The organism is Arthrobacter sp. zg-Y877, from assembly GCF_030373105.1.
In the GTDB taxonomy this organism is placed as follows: Bacteria; Actinomycetota; Actinomycetes; order Actinomycetales; family Micrococcaceae; genus Arthrobacter_B.
In genome coordinates this window covers 1-15303 of the sequence record NZ_JAUCPU010000004.1, presented here as the reverse complement: position 1 = coordinate 15303, position 15303 = coordinate 1, and the positions used below count along the sequence as shown (strand labels likewise).

The following is a 15303-nucleotide window of genomic DNA, read 5'->3' as shown; positions in this document are numbered from 1 at the left end:
TCACATACCGCACTATCGGCAGTTGCGCCGTCCGCGTAAGAAGGGCTGCTAGGTGCCCGCGGTGGCTTGGCGCTCCGCGACGATTCCGGGGATGAGCGAGCGGACGTCCTCGCTTTGGCCGGACAGGACGACGATGTCGACGCGCCGGTTCCGTGCGAGTTCCGCGGCATCCCTGCCGGGCGTCAGCGGGCGGGATTCCCCGTAGCCGACCGCCTTGATGTGGTCCTGGAGGACCCCGCCGCTGGACACCAGGTAGCGGAGCACGTTCACGGAACGGGATGAGGACAGTTCCCAGTCCAGGGCGTTGTCCGCGAATTGCCGGACCTGGGCCGTGTGGCCCTCGATGGAGACCTGGTAGGTAGTGGGCGCCAGGGCGGGTCCCACCGTGTCCAGGACCTGCACGGCCTGGTCGGTGAGGTCCGCCAGGTCAGGGGCGAAGAACATTTCGGAGCTGACCAGGCGGATGGTCAGGCCGCGCTCATCCATTTCGAAGCGGACGGCGTCTTCCATGCCCTTTTCCTGCAGCCCGGCGTAGATGGCGTCCTGCAGTGCCGTGAGGTCGTCCACCTCCTTGGCTGCCTGTGCGGCCAGGGAGGCCTCGGGTTCGACGACTTCCTCGCTGTCCACCTGGTCCGGCGGCACAATGATGCCGACGGCGGTGTCCACCGTGTTGCTCTCCTCCGCGCCGAATCCGGTGGCCAGGGATTCCTTGAGCTGTTCGAACTTCTTCGCATCCACGGTCGACATGGCGAACAGGACAATGAACATACACATCAGCACGGTGACCATGTCCATGTAGGAGGCCATCCAGCGTTCGTCGGGATGCTCCTCCTCTTCTACCTTGGGACGCCGGCGTTTGGTGCTCACGCTGCGTCCTGGACCTTGTCTGCGGCGTCGGCCTTGTCAGCCTTGTCGGCCTTATCCGCTTTGCCGCCCAGTGCGTGGGCGGGGACCATCGCGCGCAGCCGCTCCCCGAGCAGGCGGGGCTGGCTGCCGGCCTGCAGGGCCAGGACACCCTCCATGACCAGCGTCATTTCCTCGGCTTCGAGGTCCGCCAGCCGCTTGAGCCGGGTGCTGATGGGCAGCCAGATGAAGTTGGCCGAAAGCAGTCCCCAGAGGGTCGCGACGAAAGCCGTGGCGATCATGGGTCCCAGATGGTCCGGTGTGGAGAGGTTTTCAAGGACGTGGGTCAGCGAAACGACCGTACCGATAATGCCGATGGTCGGCGCGTAGCCGCCGAGGCCGTTGAAGAACTTCACCGCAATCTTGTCAGTGGCCGACTTGGTGGCAATTTCATCCTCGAGCAGCATCCGCAGTTCCTCGCCGTCGGTACCGTCGGCGATGTTCTGCAGGGCAGTGCGCAGGAAGGGGTCTTCGGCTTCAGCGGCATCCTGCTCGAGGGAGAGGAGGCCTTCGCTGCGGGCCTTTTCAGCCAGCAGGACCACCCGGTCAATGGTCTCCTGCGGTTTGGGGGTCTTGCCTACGAAGGCCCGCGGCAGGGATTTGAAGGACAGGAGGAAGTCCTTGAGGGTGCTGCCGCCCAGGCCCACGGCTATGGTGGCTCCGAACACGAGGATCATCGGCGCGGGCAGCAGGAGCGCGGACACATGGGCACCTTCGAGGGTGATCATGGCGTAAAGCGACCCGAAGGCGAGGACTAAGCCGATAATTGTTGCTGGATCCATTAGTCGTTCCTAGGGCGAAGGGGCACAGTGTTGACGGCGGATGGCTTATCCGGGTCTGCGGAAAAAGTGTCGGGTACGAGCCCCAGGCTGCGGCCCGGAACCCGCGGAGGGATATCCCGGGCCATGGAGATGACCTGCGCCCGGTAGGCGGCAATCCTGTCGATGACCTCCGGCAGGCTCTCGGTCACGATGTATTTTGCTCCGTCAACCATGACCAGGGTGGTGTCCGGATTGGCGTGGATCCGCTCGATCAGGTCAGGGTTGATCGCGAACTGAGCATCATTGAGACGCGTAAGAACAATCATTGCCCCGTCCTGGCTAGTTCCACAGGACTCCGATAGGTCCTCACCCCTACTTTCGGCCGTTGCGCCGCCGTCGTTAGGAACGCCGCCCACGGGCACCCTGTCCGGCGGGGCCTTTAACGCACCGGACGGCCCCGCCTGTCCAGGCGGGGCCGTCCGGTGCGGAACGCATTAGCGCTTCAGGTTGGTCAGTTCCTGCAGCACTTCATCCGAGGTGGTGATGATTCGGGCATTGGCCTGGAAGCCGCGCTGGGCCACGATCAGGTTGGTGAATTCCTGGGACAGGTCCACGTTGGACATTTCCAGGGAACCCGCAACGGCGTTGCCCATGCCGGGATCGCCGGGGCCGCCGAGTACCGGATTGCCGGAGTTGACGGTGGCGGTGTAGCCGGAGTTGCCGGCCTTCTCCAGACCGGCCGGGTTGGTGAAGGTGGCTACGGCGATGCGTGCCAGGGACTGCTTGGCGCCGTTGGTGAAGGAACCGATCAAGGTGCCGTCCTTGGCAATGGAGAAGGACTCCAGGGTGCCCGCGGCGCGGCCGTCCTGGCCGGTCACTGACGCCGTGCTCACGCCGGCGTAGCTGGACAGGGCGGTGAGGTCCACCGCAGCACCCCCAACCGTGATGGAGGCGGCGTTCCCGGCTGCCTGCTTGCCGTCGGTGAAGGTCAGCGGAACAGTGGTAGCTCCCGGTGCGGAAACGTCCCAGCCGGTGCCGGTACGGGTGAAAGTCAGCGGGATAACGCTGGCGACGCCGTTGTTGTTGTAGACGGTCATATCACGCACGATCGTGCCGGCAGCCCGCGGAGGAACAGCTGCCGGATCCGCAGGCAGGGTCTCGGAGGGCAGGTTTCCACCCATGGTGACGTTCGCCGTCGCCTTGGCGGGGGAAACCGCGCCGTCGGGCAGGGTGACGTCGCCGACCGCACCACCGGTGTTGATGACTCCGTCGACGCCGGTCCAGCCCTGGACGATTTTGCCGTCCGTGGTGACCAGGCGTCCGGAGGCGTCCATGTCGAAGGCGCCGGCACGGGTGTAGGTGGTCTGGGTGCCCTGTTTGGTGACGAAGTAGCCGTCACCGGAAATCATCAGGTCCGTGGCGCGGCCGGTGGACTGCGCCGAACCCTGGGTGAAGTTGGTGGTGATGCCCGAGACGAGCACGCCGAGGCCCACCTGGGCGGGGTTCGAGCCGCCGTTGTTGGCGCCGGGGGCCGTGGCGCCCTGGGTCAGCTGGGACAGGGTGTCCTGGAACTGGACGGCCGTGGCCTTGTAGCCGGAGGTGTTGACGTTGGCAATGTTGTTGCCGGTGACGTCAAGCATTGTCTGGTGTGAGCGGAGTCCGGAGATGCCGGAGTAAAGGGAGCGAAGCATGGGTGGCGCCTTTCAGCTTGGGTGGTGCCTGGGAAGGAGGTTATGCGGTTACTGCGGGAGCTTTAGGTGTGGACTCGGCGGATACAACTCCGGAGATCCGGTCCAGGAGGACGTCTTCACCCTCGATGTTGACGGTGGGGACGCCGGCGGCGTAGGACACCGACTTGGCGGTTCCGGTCACGGCCACGCCTTCGTCGTTGGTGTAGGTGACGTTCTGGCCGATGAGCGCAGCGGCGGCGATGCGCATCTGCAGGGAGAAGTTCTCCTCATCCATCTTGGCCATGGCTGTGAGCTGTTCCATGGATGCCAGCTGGGTGGTCTGGGCGATCATGTCGTTGGTGTCCATGGGCGAGCTTGGGTCCTGGTTGCGCAGCTGGGTGACCAGCAGGTGCATAAAGACCTCGCTGTCCATGCTCTGCTTGGGTGTGCGGGTGGGCTCGGCAGCGATACTGCTGCCGGGGGTTGCCACGACTGCTTCGATAGGCACAGTGGTCTCCTTTTCTAGGCCAGGAAATCGATGGTCAGTGCCGCGTCCGGGGATCCGGGGCGGTAAGTCTTGGGTGTGTTGTCCTCCGGGCGCAGGGCACGCGAGGCAGGCTGTCCTGCCTCAGCCGCAGCACCCGGGTCGGCAGGGCCGTCACCATCACCGCGGTCAGCGCCCTGTCCGGGCGCATCCTGTGAGGACAGTGACAGGTTCGCGTTCATCCCGGAACCGGCAAGATCGCGGCGAAGGTCCGTCAGCAGGGTGCGCAGCGCCTCCCGGCCGGCGTCGGAGGGAGCGAAAAGCTCAATCCGCACACCGTCGGCGCCCACATGGGCACGGACGGTGACCGGTCCGAGGTTGTCCGGGGTGATGCTCAGCGTCATCGTGTGCTCCCCCTGAGGAGCCGCCGCGAGGCTGAAGAGCGGCTGGGACACCTGGGACAGCAGCGGGGTGGGGGTGGGTGCCGGAGTGGCAGCCGCGGACACGGCCGCCGGGCTGGACACGATGGTGGACTGCGAAACCGCACCAACGTTCGGCACCATTGCTGGGGCTTCGCCCGCAGCGGCGAGGGTTCCGGCCACGCCGGCCGCTGCGGTAGCCGCAGGGATGGTGGCCGCAGGGACGGAGGGAGAAGCGGTGTCCGTGGCCGCGGAGGCTGGAACTGCCGCGGCAAAAGTCTCAGCGAAAGCCCCGGCAGTGGCCGGCGTGCCGGTGCCGGTGCCGGGGTGAGCCGGGGTGCTGGCTGCGCCGCCGGAAACCGCGCCGGCCGAGGGAAGTGCTGTTCCGGCGGGGATGGCCGGAGCAGCGCCGGGCAGGACGGCAGTGGGCAGGCCGTTTCCGGTCCGTCCGGTCTCCGGTGCCGCCGATGCCTGGCGGGCCGGTCCGGGCGCCGCGGCGGGCCGGGCCAGGCCGGCCGCTGCCGGAACAGTTCCGGTTGCTGCGGGCGAAACAGAGACGGGCCCGGTGGAAGCCGGTGCTGCCGCGGGCATTGCCGGGAGCACCGCAGCGGTGGCACTGGTCGAGGCGGTAAGAACATTGGCTCCGCCGGCCGCGGCTGCCATGGCTGCGGGCGAGCCGGCACTCATGAAAGCGGAAGCCGGAGATACGGTGCCTGTAGTGACGGCGGCAGTTTCCGGTGCCAAGCCGGCTTCGTCCAAAGAGCCGGACCCGGCGGAGACTGTCCCGGCGGGAGCGGTCTCCTGCGGGACTGCCTCCGGAGCGGCCCCGGCCTCGTCCGGGGATACCCCGCCGGCGGGTGGTGCCGGCGTACCGGCAGCAGGCAGGGCAAGACCGGCAAGACCCGCGAAAACTGCGGCCAGGGATGGCGCCGGTGAGGTGGGTGAAACCGAAGTGCGTTCCGGAGAAGCACCAGGGGTGGCGGATTCCTTTTCGGCAGTACCCATCCCGGCGTTCGGGGTCGAAGCGGCCAAGGCGTCCTCGAGTGAGGACCCGAACCGGGCCGCGCCGAACCCGGCGTCGGCGGTGGTGGAAGCGGTCCGCGGGGCAGCAGCGGGGGCGGCCGGACGCGGCATTCCAGTGGGGACGCTCATGCTGCCGATCCCATCATTGCCGCCTGTGCGGCGCGGGCGGAAGCCACCAGGTCGGAGAGGCCTGCGGTGCCTGCAGCGCCGCCGGTTCCGGTGGTTCCTGCGGTTTCGGTGGGCAGGATGCGCCGGATAGTGGTCAGGTTCGCGTCCGTTTCCCACGCATCGCGGATAGCAATGGTCTGGCCCGGCTGCGGAGCATCCACTGCCTTTCCGTTGCCCAGGTAGATGGCGACGTGTCCGCCGTCGTGGCTGAACAGCAGGTCGCCCGCCTGCGCCTGGGCCAGCGAAGCAACCTCGGTGCCGGAGTTCATCTGGTCCCAGGTGACCCTCGGCAGGGTATAGCCCAGGTCCTTGTAGACGTTCTGCACAAACGAAGAACAGTCCAGGCCCTTCGCCGGGTCGTTGCCGCCCCACACGTAGGGCAGGCCCAGGTACTTCTGGACCGCGTCGAGTACCTTGCCGTCGGCAGCTCCGCCGGTGCCCCCGGACGCAGCTGAAGTCAACGCGGAGAGGGTGGAGGCGAATTCCGCGTCGGAGCCGGTCACTGAAGAAGTGGAGGTAGCCGCGGCCGCGTTCGCGGCCTTGGCGCCGGAGAGCTGGCTCAGCGTGCTCCGGATTTCGTCGATCCGCCCAAGGGCGTCCGTCATGCTCATTAGTTGGCTTCCTTCTGCCGGCGGTGCCAGGCGGTGCCGGCGAGTTCATCCAGGATGGTTTGTTCGGTGCGCAGGTCCTCGGCGGCTTCAGCCTCAGCGAACTTGGCTTCAAGCTTTTCCAGGCCCACCGAACGGGCCCGGGCGGAGGAGAATTCAGCGCGGGCCGCTTCCACTTCCGCTGCGTGCCGGGTTCCCAGTGCGGCCAGGTCCGCGAGCATGCTGCGCGAAGACGAGCGGGCGGCGGCGATCGCATTCATGGTCGATACGTCAACCGCCTCGCTGAGGGAAGTTTCAAGGGTGTTGTAAGCCTCGGCGCGGGCCTCACGCGTTTCACGCATGCGGACATTGGCTGCCGCGAGTTCACCGGCGGCCCGGTCCTGCTGCAGCTGGCGCAGGCGAAGCAGGCCGGCGAGGGGGAAAGTACGGGACATCAGGACACCCCCAGCATCCGGGTCAGGGTCTGCAGCTGCGCCCAGGCGGTCTCCGCCGGGGTTTGTTCATCCATGCGCTGCTGCAGGAAGGCGTTGATGGCGTCCTGGTTGTCGACGGCCGCGTCCACGAGTGGATTGGATCCGCGCTGGTAGGCCCCGACGTCGAGCAGGTCCTGGGCAGCGCGGCGGGCGGCCATCACCCGGCGCAGGGTCGAAGCGGCGTCGCTGCGTTCGCGCGGGTTCACCCGGGAAGCCACCCGGGAGATGGAGGCCAGGGCGTCAATCGACGGGAAGTGGCCGGAGACGGCCAGCTTGCGGTCCAGGACCACGTGCCCGTCCAGGATGGACCGGGCACTGTCGGCAATGGGTTCATTGTGGTCATCACCGTCCACCAGCACGGTGTACATGCCGGTGACGGATCCGCGTTCTCCGGTGCCCGCACGCTCCAGCAACTGGGCCAGCAGGGAGAAGGTGGAGGGCGGGTAGCCGCGGGTGGCGGGCGGTTCGCCCACGGACAACCCGATTTCCCGCTGGGCCATGGCCACACGGGTCAGGGAATCCATCATCAGCATGACGTCGGCGCCGCGGTCCCGGAAGGACTCGGCAATGCGGGTGGCCACAAACGCGGCACGCAGGCGCATCAGGGCCGGCTCGTCCGACGTCGAGACGACGACGATGGACCGGGCGAGGCCTTCGGCCCCCAGATCGTCTTCGAGGAACTCGCGGACTTCACGGCCGCGCTCCCCTACCAGGGCGATGACTGATACTTCCGCATCCGTACCGCGCGCAATCATCGAGAGCAGCGACGATTTACCGACGCCGGAGCCGGCGAACAGGCCCATGCGCTGGCCGCGTCCCACGGTGGTGAGGGTGTCCAGTGCACGGACGCCGAGCTGCAGCGGGGTGTCGATCCGGGTGCGCAGCATGGCTGAGGGGGTTTCGTGGTCCAGCGGGACGAAGGCTTCGACCTGCAGCGGTCCCTTGCCGTCGATGGGCCGGCCCAGGCCGTCCAGCACCCTGCCAAACAGTCCGGTGCCGGTGGGGACCAGCAGCGGTGTGCCCTTGGAGCGTGCCGGTGTTCCGGCGGTCAGACCGGCAAGACGGCCGAAGGGCATGCAGCGGATTCCTTCACGGGTGGCAGCCACTACTTCGGCGTCCACTTCCGCTCCGGGGTGGCCAATGGACACCAGGTCGCCCACGCCGCAATCCAACCCGGCGATTTCAATACTCAGGCCCAGGACGGAGGACACCCGTCCGATCCGCTGCGGTGCAGCGGAGCGGAGGGCGGCGGCGAAGCGGTCCGGTCGGGGGCGCCAGGTGGTGGTGGTCATGAGTCCTCCCCCAGCAATGCCGTGCGGGCACGGTCGACGGCGGAGCCCAGCGAGGCGTCCAGGTAGCCGTCCGGGAATTCGGTGACGGCGTCGCCCCGCTGCAGGCCGGCGTCGCCCACAAATTCCACCCGGGCGCGGCGCAGGGTGTCTTCGTCCAGGGACGCGAGGTCCACCGGATGCATGCGGACGCGCTGCACGAGGTCGATGTCAACGCCTTCCAAGGCGCGGGCCAGCGCCGAACGGGCGGAAGCGTCGCCATGTTCCAGTTCGCGGCGCAGCAGCGCTTCGGCCAGATCGATGGCGGAGGCCGCCAGCGCGTCCTGGAGGTCGGTAATCAGGGCCACGGTGCGGCCTTCAAGGCTGAAAACGGCGGAGTTGAGCGCGGTGAGGCTCCGGTTGATGCGTTCCTGTCCCCGGCGCATTTCGTCGTCGTACTGCTCGCGCAGACTGCGGCGCAGCAGGTCGGTGTCTGCGGCGGCGGCGCGGAGGCCGGCGGCATAACCGGCGGCGTGGCCGCGGGCTTCCACCTGTGCACCGAGCTGTGCTTCGTCCTTGGCGCCCAGCGAGGTGTAGATCAGGCGCGAGAACGTCTGTTCGTCAGTAGACATACTCTTCCTCGTCCGCGTGGTGCACCTCGATGATGCCCTGGGCTTCCATCTCGCGGATGGCCCGGACAATGTTGGCCCGTGCTTCTTCCACCTGCGAGAGGCGGGCCGGCCCGGAACTCTTGATCTCGTCGTCGAGCAGCTCCCGGTTGCGTTCGGACACGTTCGTCCGGATGGCATCCAGTACAGCCTCGGTGGCACCCTTCATGGCCAGGGCCAGGGTGCCCACGTCGATGCCGCGCAGCACCAGCTGCACGTCGCGGCGTTCGAGCTTGACCAGGTCGCCGAAGGTGAGCATCCGTGAGCGGACTTCTTCGGCGAGGTCCGGATCGCGGTCCTCCAGGGCCTCGAGCAGGGCGCGCTCGGTCACCGCGTCGGAGCGGTTGATGATTTCCACCAGGGGCTGCACGCCGCCGATGGCATCGGACGCTTCGCGCGCAGCACCCAGGGCGGAAGCACGCGCCCGCAGGGTCTCGGCAACCACGCGCACGGCCTCAGGGGTGGCCCGGGCCATCGTGGCGATGGCCTGCGCGACGTCGGTGCGCAGGTCCGCACTCAGCCCGGTCAGCACGGCGGAAGCCCGCTGCGGCCGCATGTGCGCAAGGACCAGCGCGATCGTCTGCGGCAGTTCGCCGTCCAGCAACGCGATCACCTGGGTGGGTTCAGCGGTTTCGAGGAATTCGAATGACTTGCCCGCCATGGAGGAGGCAAGCCGTTCCATCACGCCGGAGGCACGTTCAATACCGAAGGATGCTTCGAGCAGCCCCATCGCGACGTCGCGTCCACCGTGGGCACGGCGGCGGCCCTCAATGGACATTTCATAGAACTCGTTGATGGCATCTTCAGCCACAGCGGCGTCAACCCGCCGGAGCCGGACAATCTCCGCAGCAATCGACTGCGCCTCCGCCTCGGTGAACTGCTGCATAACCACCGCTGCACGGGACGTTTCCAGCTGCATCAGCACGATGGCAGCCTTCTGGGTTCCGGTCAGTTCGCCCGGGTCGACATCCTGCACCGGGGCGCCGCCCATCGCAAAAGGCTGCGCGCCCTGGGCAAGGGACAGCCCGGCCGGGGCGGTGGCAAGCTCGGTCATGATCGGCTTTCCTCCATGAGGTTGCGAAGGTAATCCGCGGTACGGACCGGATCCTGTGCGGCCAATGCGTCGATTTCCGCACGCTTGCGGTCCTGGTCCACCGCTGCGGCCACAATCTGCATCGACGCGGTATCCGTGGAGACCGCCGGTGCGGGCTCATTGAGCATCGCCAGGGCAGCGGGCGGGGCCAGCGGATCCAGTTCCGGGAGTTCGCCGATATCAATGGCTTCCCGGTTCTGCCGGCGGGAGCGCATGGCGTAGGCGACCAGGGCAAGGATGACGATCAGGACAACGCCGGCCACGATGATTCCCATCTGGAGCATCTGGGCCCGGCGTTCGGCGTCTTCTTCTGCCTGTGCTTCAGCCAGGGCGTCCTGGGCACTGGTGGCGCCGTCCGCGTTGAAGGACACCATCTCCACGGTGATCTCGTCACCGCGTTCAGCATTGATGCCGGCGGCAGTGCCGACCAGTGCTTCCAGGTCCGCGACATTCAATCCGGCGGCTGCGTTGGTGTTCAAGGCCACGGAGACCGTCTGGCGGTTCAGGGAACCGGCCGGGATTTCCCGGGTTTCGGTCACCTTGTTCACCGCGTTGTTCTTAGTGCTCGTCTCGGAGCGGAAAGCACCGTCCTCGCCGGTTCCGCCAGGCACGGCAATGTTGTCCGGTCCGAGGATGCCGGCGGCACCGCCGGCGCCTCCGGTGTATTCCTCGGTGCTGGTGGCTTCGTTCAGCGCGGGGGTGTCCTGCGGCGCGGTGAAGGATTCCTCCACCCGGTTGGCGGACTCGTAGTTCATATCGGCTGCAACCGCTACGGTCGCGTTGCCCGGGCCGACCACTCGGTCCAGCATGGTCTGAACGGAGGCGGAGACCCGCTCCTCATAATCCGTGGCTTGTTTGTCCGCTGACCCGGTGGCACCGGTGCCGACTGCGGACAGCACAGTGCCACTGGCGTCGATGACGGCGACGTCGGTGGACTGCATGCCGTCGACTGAGGCCGAGGTGAGATGCACGATGGCGGACACCTGGTCTGCGCTGAGGGTCTTCGAGCTCTGGGTTTCAACGAACACCGACGCCGTGGGATCCGACTTTTCCGAGACAAAAACGGTGTCTTCGGGGATGGCGAGCTGCACGGAGGCATTCTTAACGCCGTCGATGGCCCCCACGGTCTTGGCGATTTCGCCTTCCAGCGCCCGCTTGTACGTCACGGACTGCTGGAACTCGGAGGACGTTACGCCCATTTCATCCAGCAAAGAATAGCCGCCGGTGGATTCGGAAGGCAGGCCGGCACCGGCGGCCTTGAGCCGCTGGTCGTACACGTGCTCTTCGGGAACCATGATGGATCCACCGCCGTCGGCGACCTCGTAGGGAACGCCGTCGGTCTTGAGCTGTTCGACAATGCTGTTGGCATCCGTAGCCTCAAGCCCGGAGAACAGCGGTGTGTAGGAAGGCTTGGTCAGCCAGGAGGCGAGCAGCGCGATGCCCAGGGCCACCACGGCGATGCCGATAATGGCGATGGTTTTCTGCGCCAGGGTGAACTGACCGGCAGTCTTGCCCAGCCGTCCGGTCATCGCGCTCATGGGTCCGGGCATCAGGCCTGCATCCGCATGATCTCGTTGAACGCGTCAACACCCTTGTTCCGCACGGCGGCGACAAGTTCCAGGGTGACGGAGGCACGGGTGGAGGCGATAGTCGCGGCATGGATGTCATCCAGGTCCCCGGTTACTGCCTGCACGGCGAGGGTCTTGGAAGTCGACTGCAGTTCCGTGACGTTGTCCACGGCGCCGGTGAGCTGGGTGGCGAAGGACGAACCGTCAGTGGAGACGGCCGGCTTGGGAGCTTCCACGTAGCCCGTCGGCGTGGTGCTGCTGACAGCGGCGATGGCGGGAACGGGCATTAGGAGCGTCCAATCTGGAGTGCAGCTTCGTATGTGCTCTTGGCACGGTCAACCACGGCGGCGTTGGCTTCATAGCCGCGCTGGGCGAGGATCAGGTTGCCCATCTGCTCCGACAGGTCGATGTCGGGGTAACGGACGTAGCCTTCGGCGTCGGCAAGGGCATGGTCGGGCTCGTAGACAACCCGGCCTTCGGCGTCGCCGTATGCGACGCCGGCAACGCGGACACCGGTGCCCTCCTGGCCTTCCTGAGCTACGACATAGCGTGCCTGGAAGGCAGCACCGTCGGTGCTGGAAACATTGTTGGCGTTGGCCAGGTTATCGGAGACGGCGTCCAGCCACTTGCGGTGCGTGGTCAGCCCGGTTGCGGCAATGCCGATGGCATCGAAAGTCATTAGTTGGTCCTCATCGCGGTGCGGAGGGAATTCGCTTCCCCGCCGACGGCCTGGGTAGCGAACTGGTAACGCAGCACCGTGTCGATATTGGACAGGGTTTCCGTGTCCAGGTTGACGTTGCTGCCGTCCAGGCGGGTGGGTTCAAGGGAACGCTCGGTAGTGGCGGCGGCCGCTCCGTTACCGGCTTTCACTGACTTGGCGAGGGCATCTTCGAAACTGACGCGCTGGGCCTGGTAGCCAGGGGTATTCACATTCGCGATGTTGTTCGCGATGGTCCGCTGACGGAGAGCAAGACCGTCCAGTGCACTTTGAAGTGCAATGGAGGATACGGAATCGAACACGTGGAACCCAGTTCTCGCTAAAGGGACAGTGCGGCCGATCCGTGGCCTTTTATTTGAGCTATCCGTGCTCATTATTCTTTATCGGCTTAATTGACAGGCAGGTAAGCGGTAACCGCTTAATCTTTTTCGTTTTTTACCGGCCTGCGCTATATGGGAAAGTAAGGTGCCTTGGTATTAAGCGGCTTCTAGCCATCAACTTCGAGGTAAACAGCCGACGGCGGCGGGCCGGGAACACTTCGAATCAACTGGGATTGTTTACGGTTGATCCGCGACTCATTCCGCAGCTGCGCGTAGGCCCGGGACTGCGCTTTGGCGAGCATCCGGGCGCGCGGAATGAGGGCCTCCGGCAGCGGGCCGAGTTCGGCCGGGGGTTCCCAGTCTGCGGCGACCCCGCGTGCCTGTTCGGTCAATGACTGTCCTTCAAGGAAGGACTCCAGGTTGTCTTCAAGCTGGGTGAGGACTTCTTCCCAGAGCATGAAGCCTGCGAGCTCCGCAGGGCTGCGGTACGGCTCCGCTGATTCAGCCGACACCGAGGACCCCTCCCGCGGTTGCCGCTGCGGCGGGTGTTGCTCCCGCGGCCGGAAGCTGGGCGGATGCTTCGTGCCAGGCCAGGCGGATGGGCTCAAGCAGGTCGATGCACTCGCGGGTCAGCTTCGCGTCACGGCCGATATTGGCGTTGAGCAGGGTGGAGAGTGAGTACGTGTAGATGGCGTGGAGGTTTTCCCCGCCCTCCCACACGTCTGTTTTCAGCGTGCCCAGCAGTTCGGTAATGATGGCCTGGGCGTGGAGCAGGTTCTCCGAGGCAAGAGGCCACTCGGCGTTCTGCTGCGCGGTTTCGGCGCGCGCCAGGTCCAGCAGCAGCCGGTCGTACAGCATGGTCAGCAGGCGGGCCGGCGAGGCCGACAACACCGCATTGCGCGCATATTCGGCCCGTTTGGCCGCCATCGACGTATTCACGGTTACTTCTTACTCGAGGAAGCTGAGAGGGAGTCCAGCTGGCCGGTCAGCCAGTCCATCTGGCTGTTGAGGGAGCTGAGCTTGACCTCCAGGTTGGACCAGACCATTTTCAGCGTGGATTCACGCGAGGCCAGGCGGCGGTCCCAGTCCTCGATCTGGCTGTTGAGGGACTTCACGGTGGATTCCTGGCCCGTGATCCGCTTGGTAATGGACCCGTCATATTTATCGGAGGCGGCCTTACCCGCAGCCTCCACCCGGCCGGCAATGGCCTGCAGTGCTGCCTGGGTTTTCTCGGGATCCTCGGCGAGGGCAGCGGCGAACTTCTCGGCATTGAATTCCACCGTGCCGTCCTTGGTAATGCTGATGCCGATTTCCGACGGCGACCGTCCGTCCAGGGGTCCGGTCGCCGCGTCCATCACGGACTGCTTCAGGGAACGGATGCTCGAGTCTCCGGTGAACACGCCGCCGGTGGCCTTGGTGGTCCCGTCAGCGGTGCTCACCGAGACCGTGGAGTTTCGGTCAATGTAGCCGAACACGTCGGTGAGAGTGGCGACGAGGGAGGCTGCGACGTCGGAAATCGCCTTGGCATCCCGGCTGACGGCTACCGTGACGGGGTCCGTCGAAACTGCGGAGACGGTGATATCGACGCCCGGCATGAGGTCCGCAAAGGTGTTGGTGGCGGAGGTGATCTTTGTTTCAGCCCCGGCCACGCCGGCCCACAGTGTTACCTCTGCGTCCTGTCCGGCCCGAATGGCGCCCAGGTCAGTACCGCCCTGGGAGACGGTGAAGGCTCCGGCTGCGCCGGTGGCGGAAGCACTGAACTGCATCCGGTACTGGGCAACGCCGTCCACACTGCCGGCGGCGATCTTGACCGCGGTGACGCCGAGGTTGGCTTTGTTGACCGTGCTGATGACTTCGTCCAGGCTTTTGCCTGCAGTATCCAGTTCGGTGATGGTTCCGTTCGCGGAAATGGCGAGGGCGTCTCCGTTGGGCCAGGCCGCCATGGCACTCGAAAGGGAAACCTGGGCTGTGGCCAGTTTGTTGACGGTGATGTCCAGCGAGCCGGCGGCAGCGCCGGCCTTTGTGGTGGCCGTGACGGTTGGAGAGCCGGTGACGGCGGCGTAGCGGTCCGTGCCGCCTGCTTTGGCCACCTTGGCGGCAGCTTCGCTCAGGGACGCGACTTTGGTGTTCAGGTTCTGCAGCGCCGTCACGAACAGCTGGTTGGATTCAACCTTCTGCTTCAGGAGGGCCTGCGGGCGGGCTTCGATCTTCATCAGGTCAGCGATCATGGCAGTGGTGTCGATGCCACTGATCAGCCCGTCAATGCCTAGCGCCATGGAAATGCTCCTTGAGAAGTCCTGCCGAGTCTTGCTGATGTCTTGCTGTTGTCTTACGGGGGTCCTACCTGGTCCTGCCTGGTCCTGCCGTGACAAACAGAAGGCAGGGAATGGGCTGGCGGCGGGAAGCGTGAGGTCCAAGTCATGTTTCCCCGCCGCCAGCGGCCATTCACCTGCCGGTACTGCGGTTACTGCTGGTGGTTCTTACTGCTGATGAATCCGGTGTTGCCCGATCTGCTACTGCAGGAGCTGCATAACACCGGAGTTCATCTGGTTGGCCTGGGCCAGCATTGCGGTAGCGGCCTGGGAGAGGATCTGGGACTTGGTGAAGCTACCCATTTCCGCTGCCATGTCCGTGTCGCGGATGCGGGAGTTGGCCGAGGAGAGGTTCTCCACGGATACCGCGATGGTGCGTGCGGTGGACTCCAGGCGGTTCTGCTGTGCACCCAGGTCGGCACGGCCGGTGGAGATAGCCGTGATGGCGGTATCCAGGGCAGTGATGGCTGCCTCGGCACCAGGCTGAGTTTCGACGGTGAAGCCGGTGTTCATGGTTTCAACAATGCCAGCGACATCGGTGAGCTTGATGCTGATGGTTTCGTCGGCAGCAGCACCGACGTGGACCTTCAGCGTGTCGCCAAATGCAGGGGCGTCATCGCCAGCAGCCTTACCCAGGAGCTGGATGCCGTTGAAGTTGGTGGACTCGCTGATACGGGTCAGCTCGTCGGTCAGCGCGGTGACTTCCTTCGCGATGGCCGCACGGGAATCCGTGTTGTTCGTATCGTTGGCTGCCTGGACAGACAGGTCGCGGACACGGTTGAGGATGTTGTGCACCTCGGTCAGGGCGCCTTCAGCGGTCTGGATGAGGCTGATGCCGTCCTGCGCA

At 65.8% G+C, this 15303-nt stretch carries 19 protein-coding genes; all 19 read right to left on the bottom strand.

The features are described from left to right. Positions 1 to 48: 48 nt before the first annotated feature. On the bottom strand, positions 49 to 867 hold the full coding sequence (locus tag QNO03_RS10560) for an OmpA/MotB family protein (protein WP_229950918.1): 819 nt from the start codon (positions 865 to 867) through the stop codon (positions 49 to 51). After that, entirely contained in the window at positions 864 to 1685 is an 822-nt protein-coding gene (locus QNO03_RS10555) for a motility protein A (RefSeq protein WP_229950920.1), read from the bottom strand. Before QNO03_RS10555 ends, QNO03_RS10560 begins: the two co-directional genes overlap by 4 nt. Next, entirely contained in the window at positions 1685 to 1990 is a 306-nt protein-coding gene (locus QNO03_RS10550) for a flagellar FlbD family protein (protein WP_229950922.1), read from the bottom strand. The genes QNO03_RS10555 and QNO03_RS10550 overlap by 1 nt, the downstream gene beginning before the upstream one ends. 168 nt (positions 1991 to 2158) lie before the next feature. After that, on the bottom strand, positions 2159 to 3355 hold the full coding sequence (locus QNO03_RS10545) for a flagellar hook protein FlgE (RefSeq protein ID WP_229950923.1): 1197 nt from the start codon (positions 3353 to 3355) through the stop codon (positions 2159 to 2161). A gap of 40 nt (positions 3356 to 3395) precedes the next feature. After that, positions 3396 to 3842, bottom strand: a complete 447-nt coding sequence (locus QNO03_RS10540; RefSeq protein WP_229950926.1) for a flagellar hook assembly protein FlgD — start codon at positions 3840 to 3842, stop codon at positions 3396 to 3398. 14 nt (positions 3843 to 3856) lie between these two features. Beyond that, a complete protein-coding gene (locus tag QNO03_RS10535; protein WP_289603292.1) occupies positions 3857 to 5389 on the bottom strand; it encodes a flagellar hook-length control protein FliK in 1533 nt (510 codons plus the stop codon). Further along, the gene (locus tag QNO03_RS10530; RefSeq protein ID WP_289603291.1) at positions 5386 to 6039 is read right to left on the bottom strand and encodes a C40 family peptidase; all 654 of its coding nucleotides are present in this window, start codon (positions 6037 to 6039) and stop codon (positions 5386 to 5388) included. The genes QNO03_RS10535 and QNO03_RS10530 overlap by 4 nt, the downstream gene beginning before the upstream one ends. After that, positions 6039 to 6470: a flagellar FliJ family protein gene (locus QNO03_RS10525; protein WP_289603290.1), complete on the bottom strand. Its 432-nt coding sequence runs from the start codon at positions 6468 to 6470 to the stop codon at positions 6039 to 6041. The genes QNO03_RS10530 and QNO03_RS10525 overlap by 1 nt, the downstream gene beginning before the upstream one ends. Continuing rightward, positions 6470 to 7801, bottom strand: a complete 1332-nt coding sequence (locus tag QNO03_RS10520) for a FliI/YscN family ATPase (protein ID WP_289603289.1) — start codon at positions 7799 to 7801, stop codon at positions 6470 to 6472. The genes QNO03_RS10525 and QNO03_RS10520 overlap by 1 nt, the downstream gene beginning before the upstream one ends. Next, the gene (locus QNO03_RS10515; protein ID WP_289603288.1) at positions 7798 to 8409 is read right to left on the bottom strand and encodes a FliH/SctL family protein; all 612 of its coding nucleotides are present in this window, start codon (positions 8407 to 8409) and stop codon (positions 7798 to 7800) included. Before QNO03_RS10515 ends, QNO03_RS10520 begins: the two co-directional genes overlap by 4 nt. Next, positions 8399 to 9436 (bottom strand): flagellar motor switch protein FliG, encoded by a 1038-nt coding sequence (fliG, locus tag QNO03_RS10510; RefSeq protein ID WP_229950990.1) that lies wholly within the window; start codon positions 9434 to 9436, stop codon positions 8399 to 8401. Before fliG ends, QNO03_RS10515 begins: the two co-directional genes overlap by 11 nt. 59 nt (positions 9437 to 9495) lie before the next feature. Then, positions 9496 to 11076 carry a flagellar basal-body MS-ring/collar protein FliF gene (gene fliF / locus QNO03_RS10505; RefSeq protein WP_354003897.1) on the bottom strand — a complete coding sequence of 527 codons (1581 nt, stop codon included), beginning with the start codon at positions 11074 to 11076 and terminating at the stop codon, positions 9496 to 9498. An 11-nt stretch (positions 11077 to 11087) separates the two neighbouring features. After that, a complete protein-coding gene (gene fliE / locus QNO03_RS10500) occupies positions 11088 to 11393 on the bottom strand; it encodes a flagellar hook-basal body complex protein FliE (RefSeq protein WP_229950942.1) in 306 nt (101 codons plus the stop codon). Continuing rightward, positions 11393 to 11785, bottom strand: a complete 393-nt coding sequence (gene flgC / locus QNO03_RS10495; protein WP_289603286.1) for a flagellar basal body rod protein FlgC — start codon at positions 11783 to 11785, stop codon at positions 11393 to 11395. Before flgC ends, fliE begins: the two co-directional genes overlap by 1 nt. Further along, positions 11785 to 12126, bottom strand: a complete 342-nt coding sequence (locus QNO03_RS10490; protein WP_229950946.1) for a flagellar basal body rod protein FlgB — start codon at positions 12124 to 12126, stop codon at positions 11785 to 11787. The genes flgC and QNO03_RS10490 overlap by 1 nt, the downstream gene beginning before the upstream one ends. 185 nt (positions 12127 to 12311) lie before the next feature. Next, positions 12312 to 12656 carry a hypothetical protein gene (locus QNO03_RS10485; RefSeq protein ID WP_289603285.1) on the bottom strand — a complete coding sequence of 115 codons (345 nt, stop codon included), beginning with the start codon at positions 12654 to 12656 and terminating at the stop codon, positions 12312 to 12314. Next, positions 12646 to 13083, bottom strand: coding sequence for a flagellar export chaperone FliS (gene fliS / locus QNO03_RS10480; protein ID WP_289603284.1), 438 nt, complete (start codon positions 13081 to 13083; stop codon positions 12646 to 12648). Before fliS ends, QNO03_RS10485 begins: the two co-directional genes overlap by 11 nt. A 2-nt stretch (positions 13084 to 13085) precedes the next feature. Continuing rightward, on the bottom strand, positions 13086 to 14420 hold the full coding sequence (gene fliD / locus QNO03_RS10475; RefSeq protein ID WP_289603283.1) for a flagellar filament capping protein FliD: 1335 nt from the start codon (positions 14418 to 14420) through the stop codon (positions 13086 to 13088). Positions 14421 to 14657: 237 nt separating this feature from the next. After that, positions 14658 to 15303, bottom strand: a 646-nt coding sequence (locus QNO03_RS10470; RefSeq protein WP_289603282.1) for a flagellin, incomplete at its 5' end; no start/stop codon positions are given.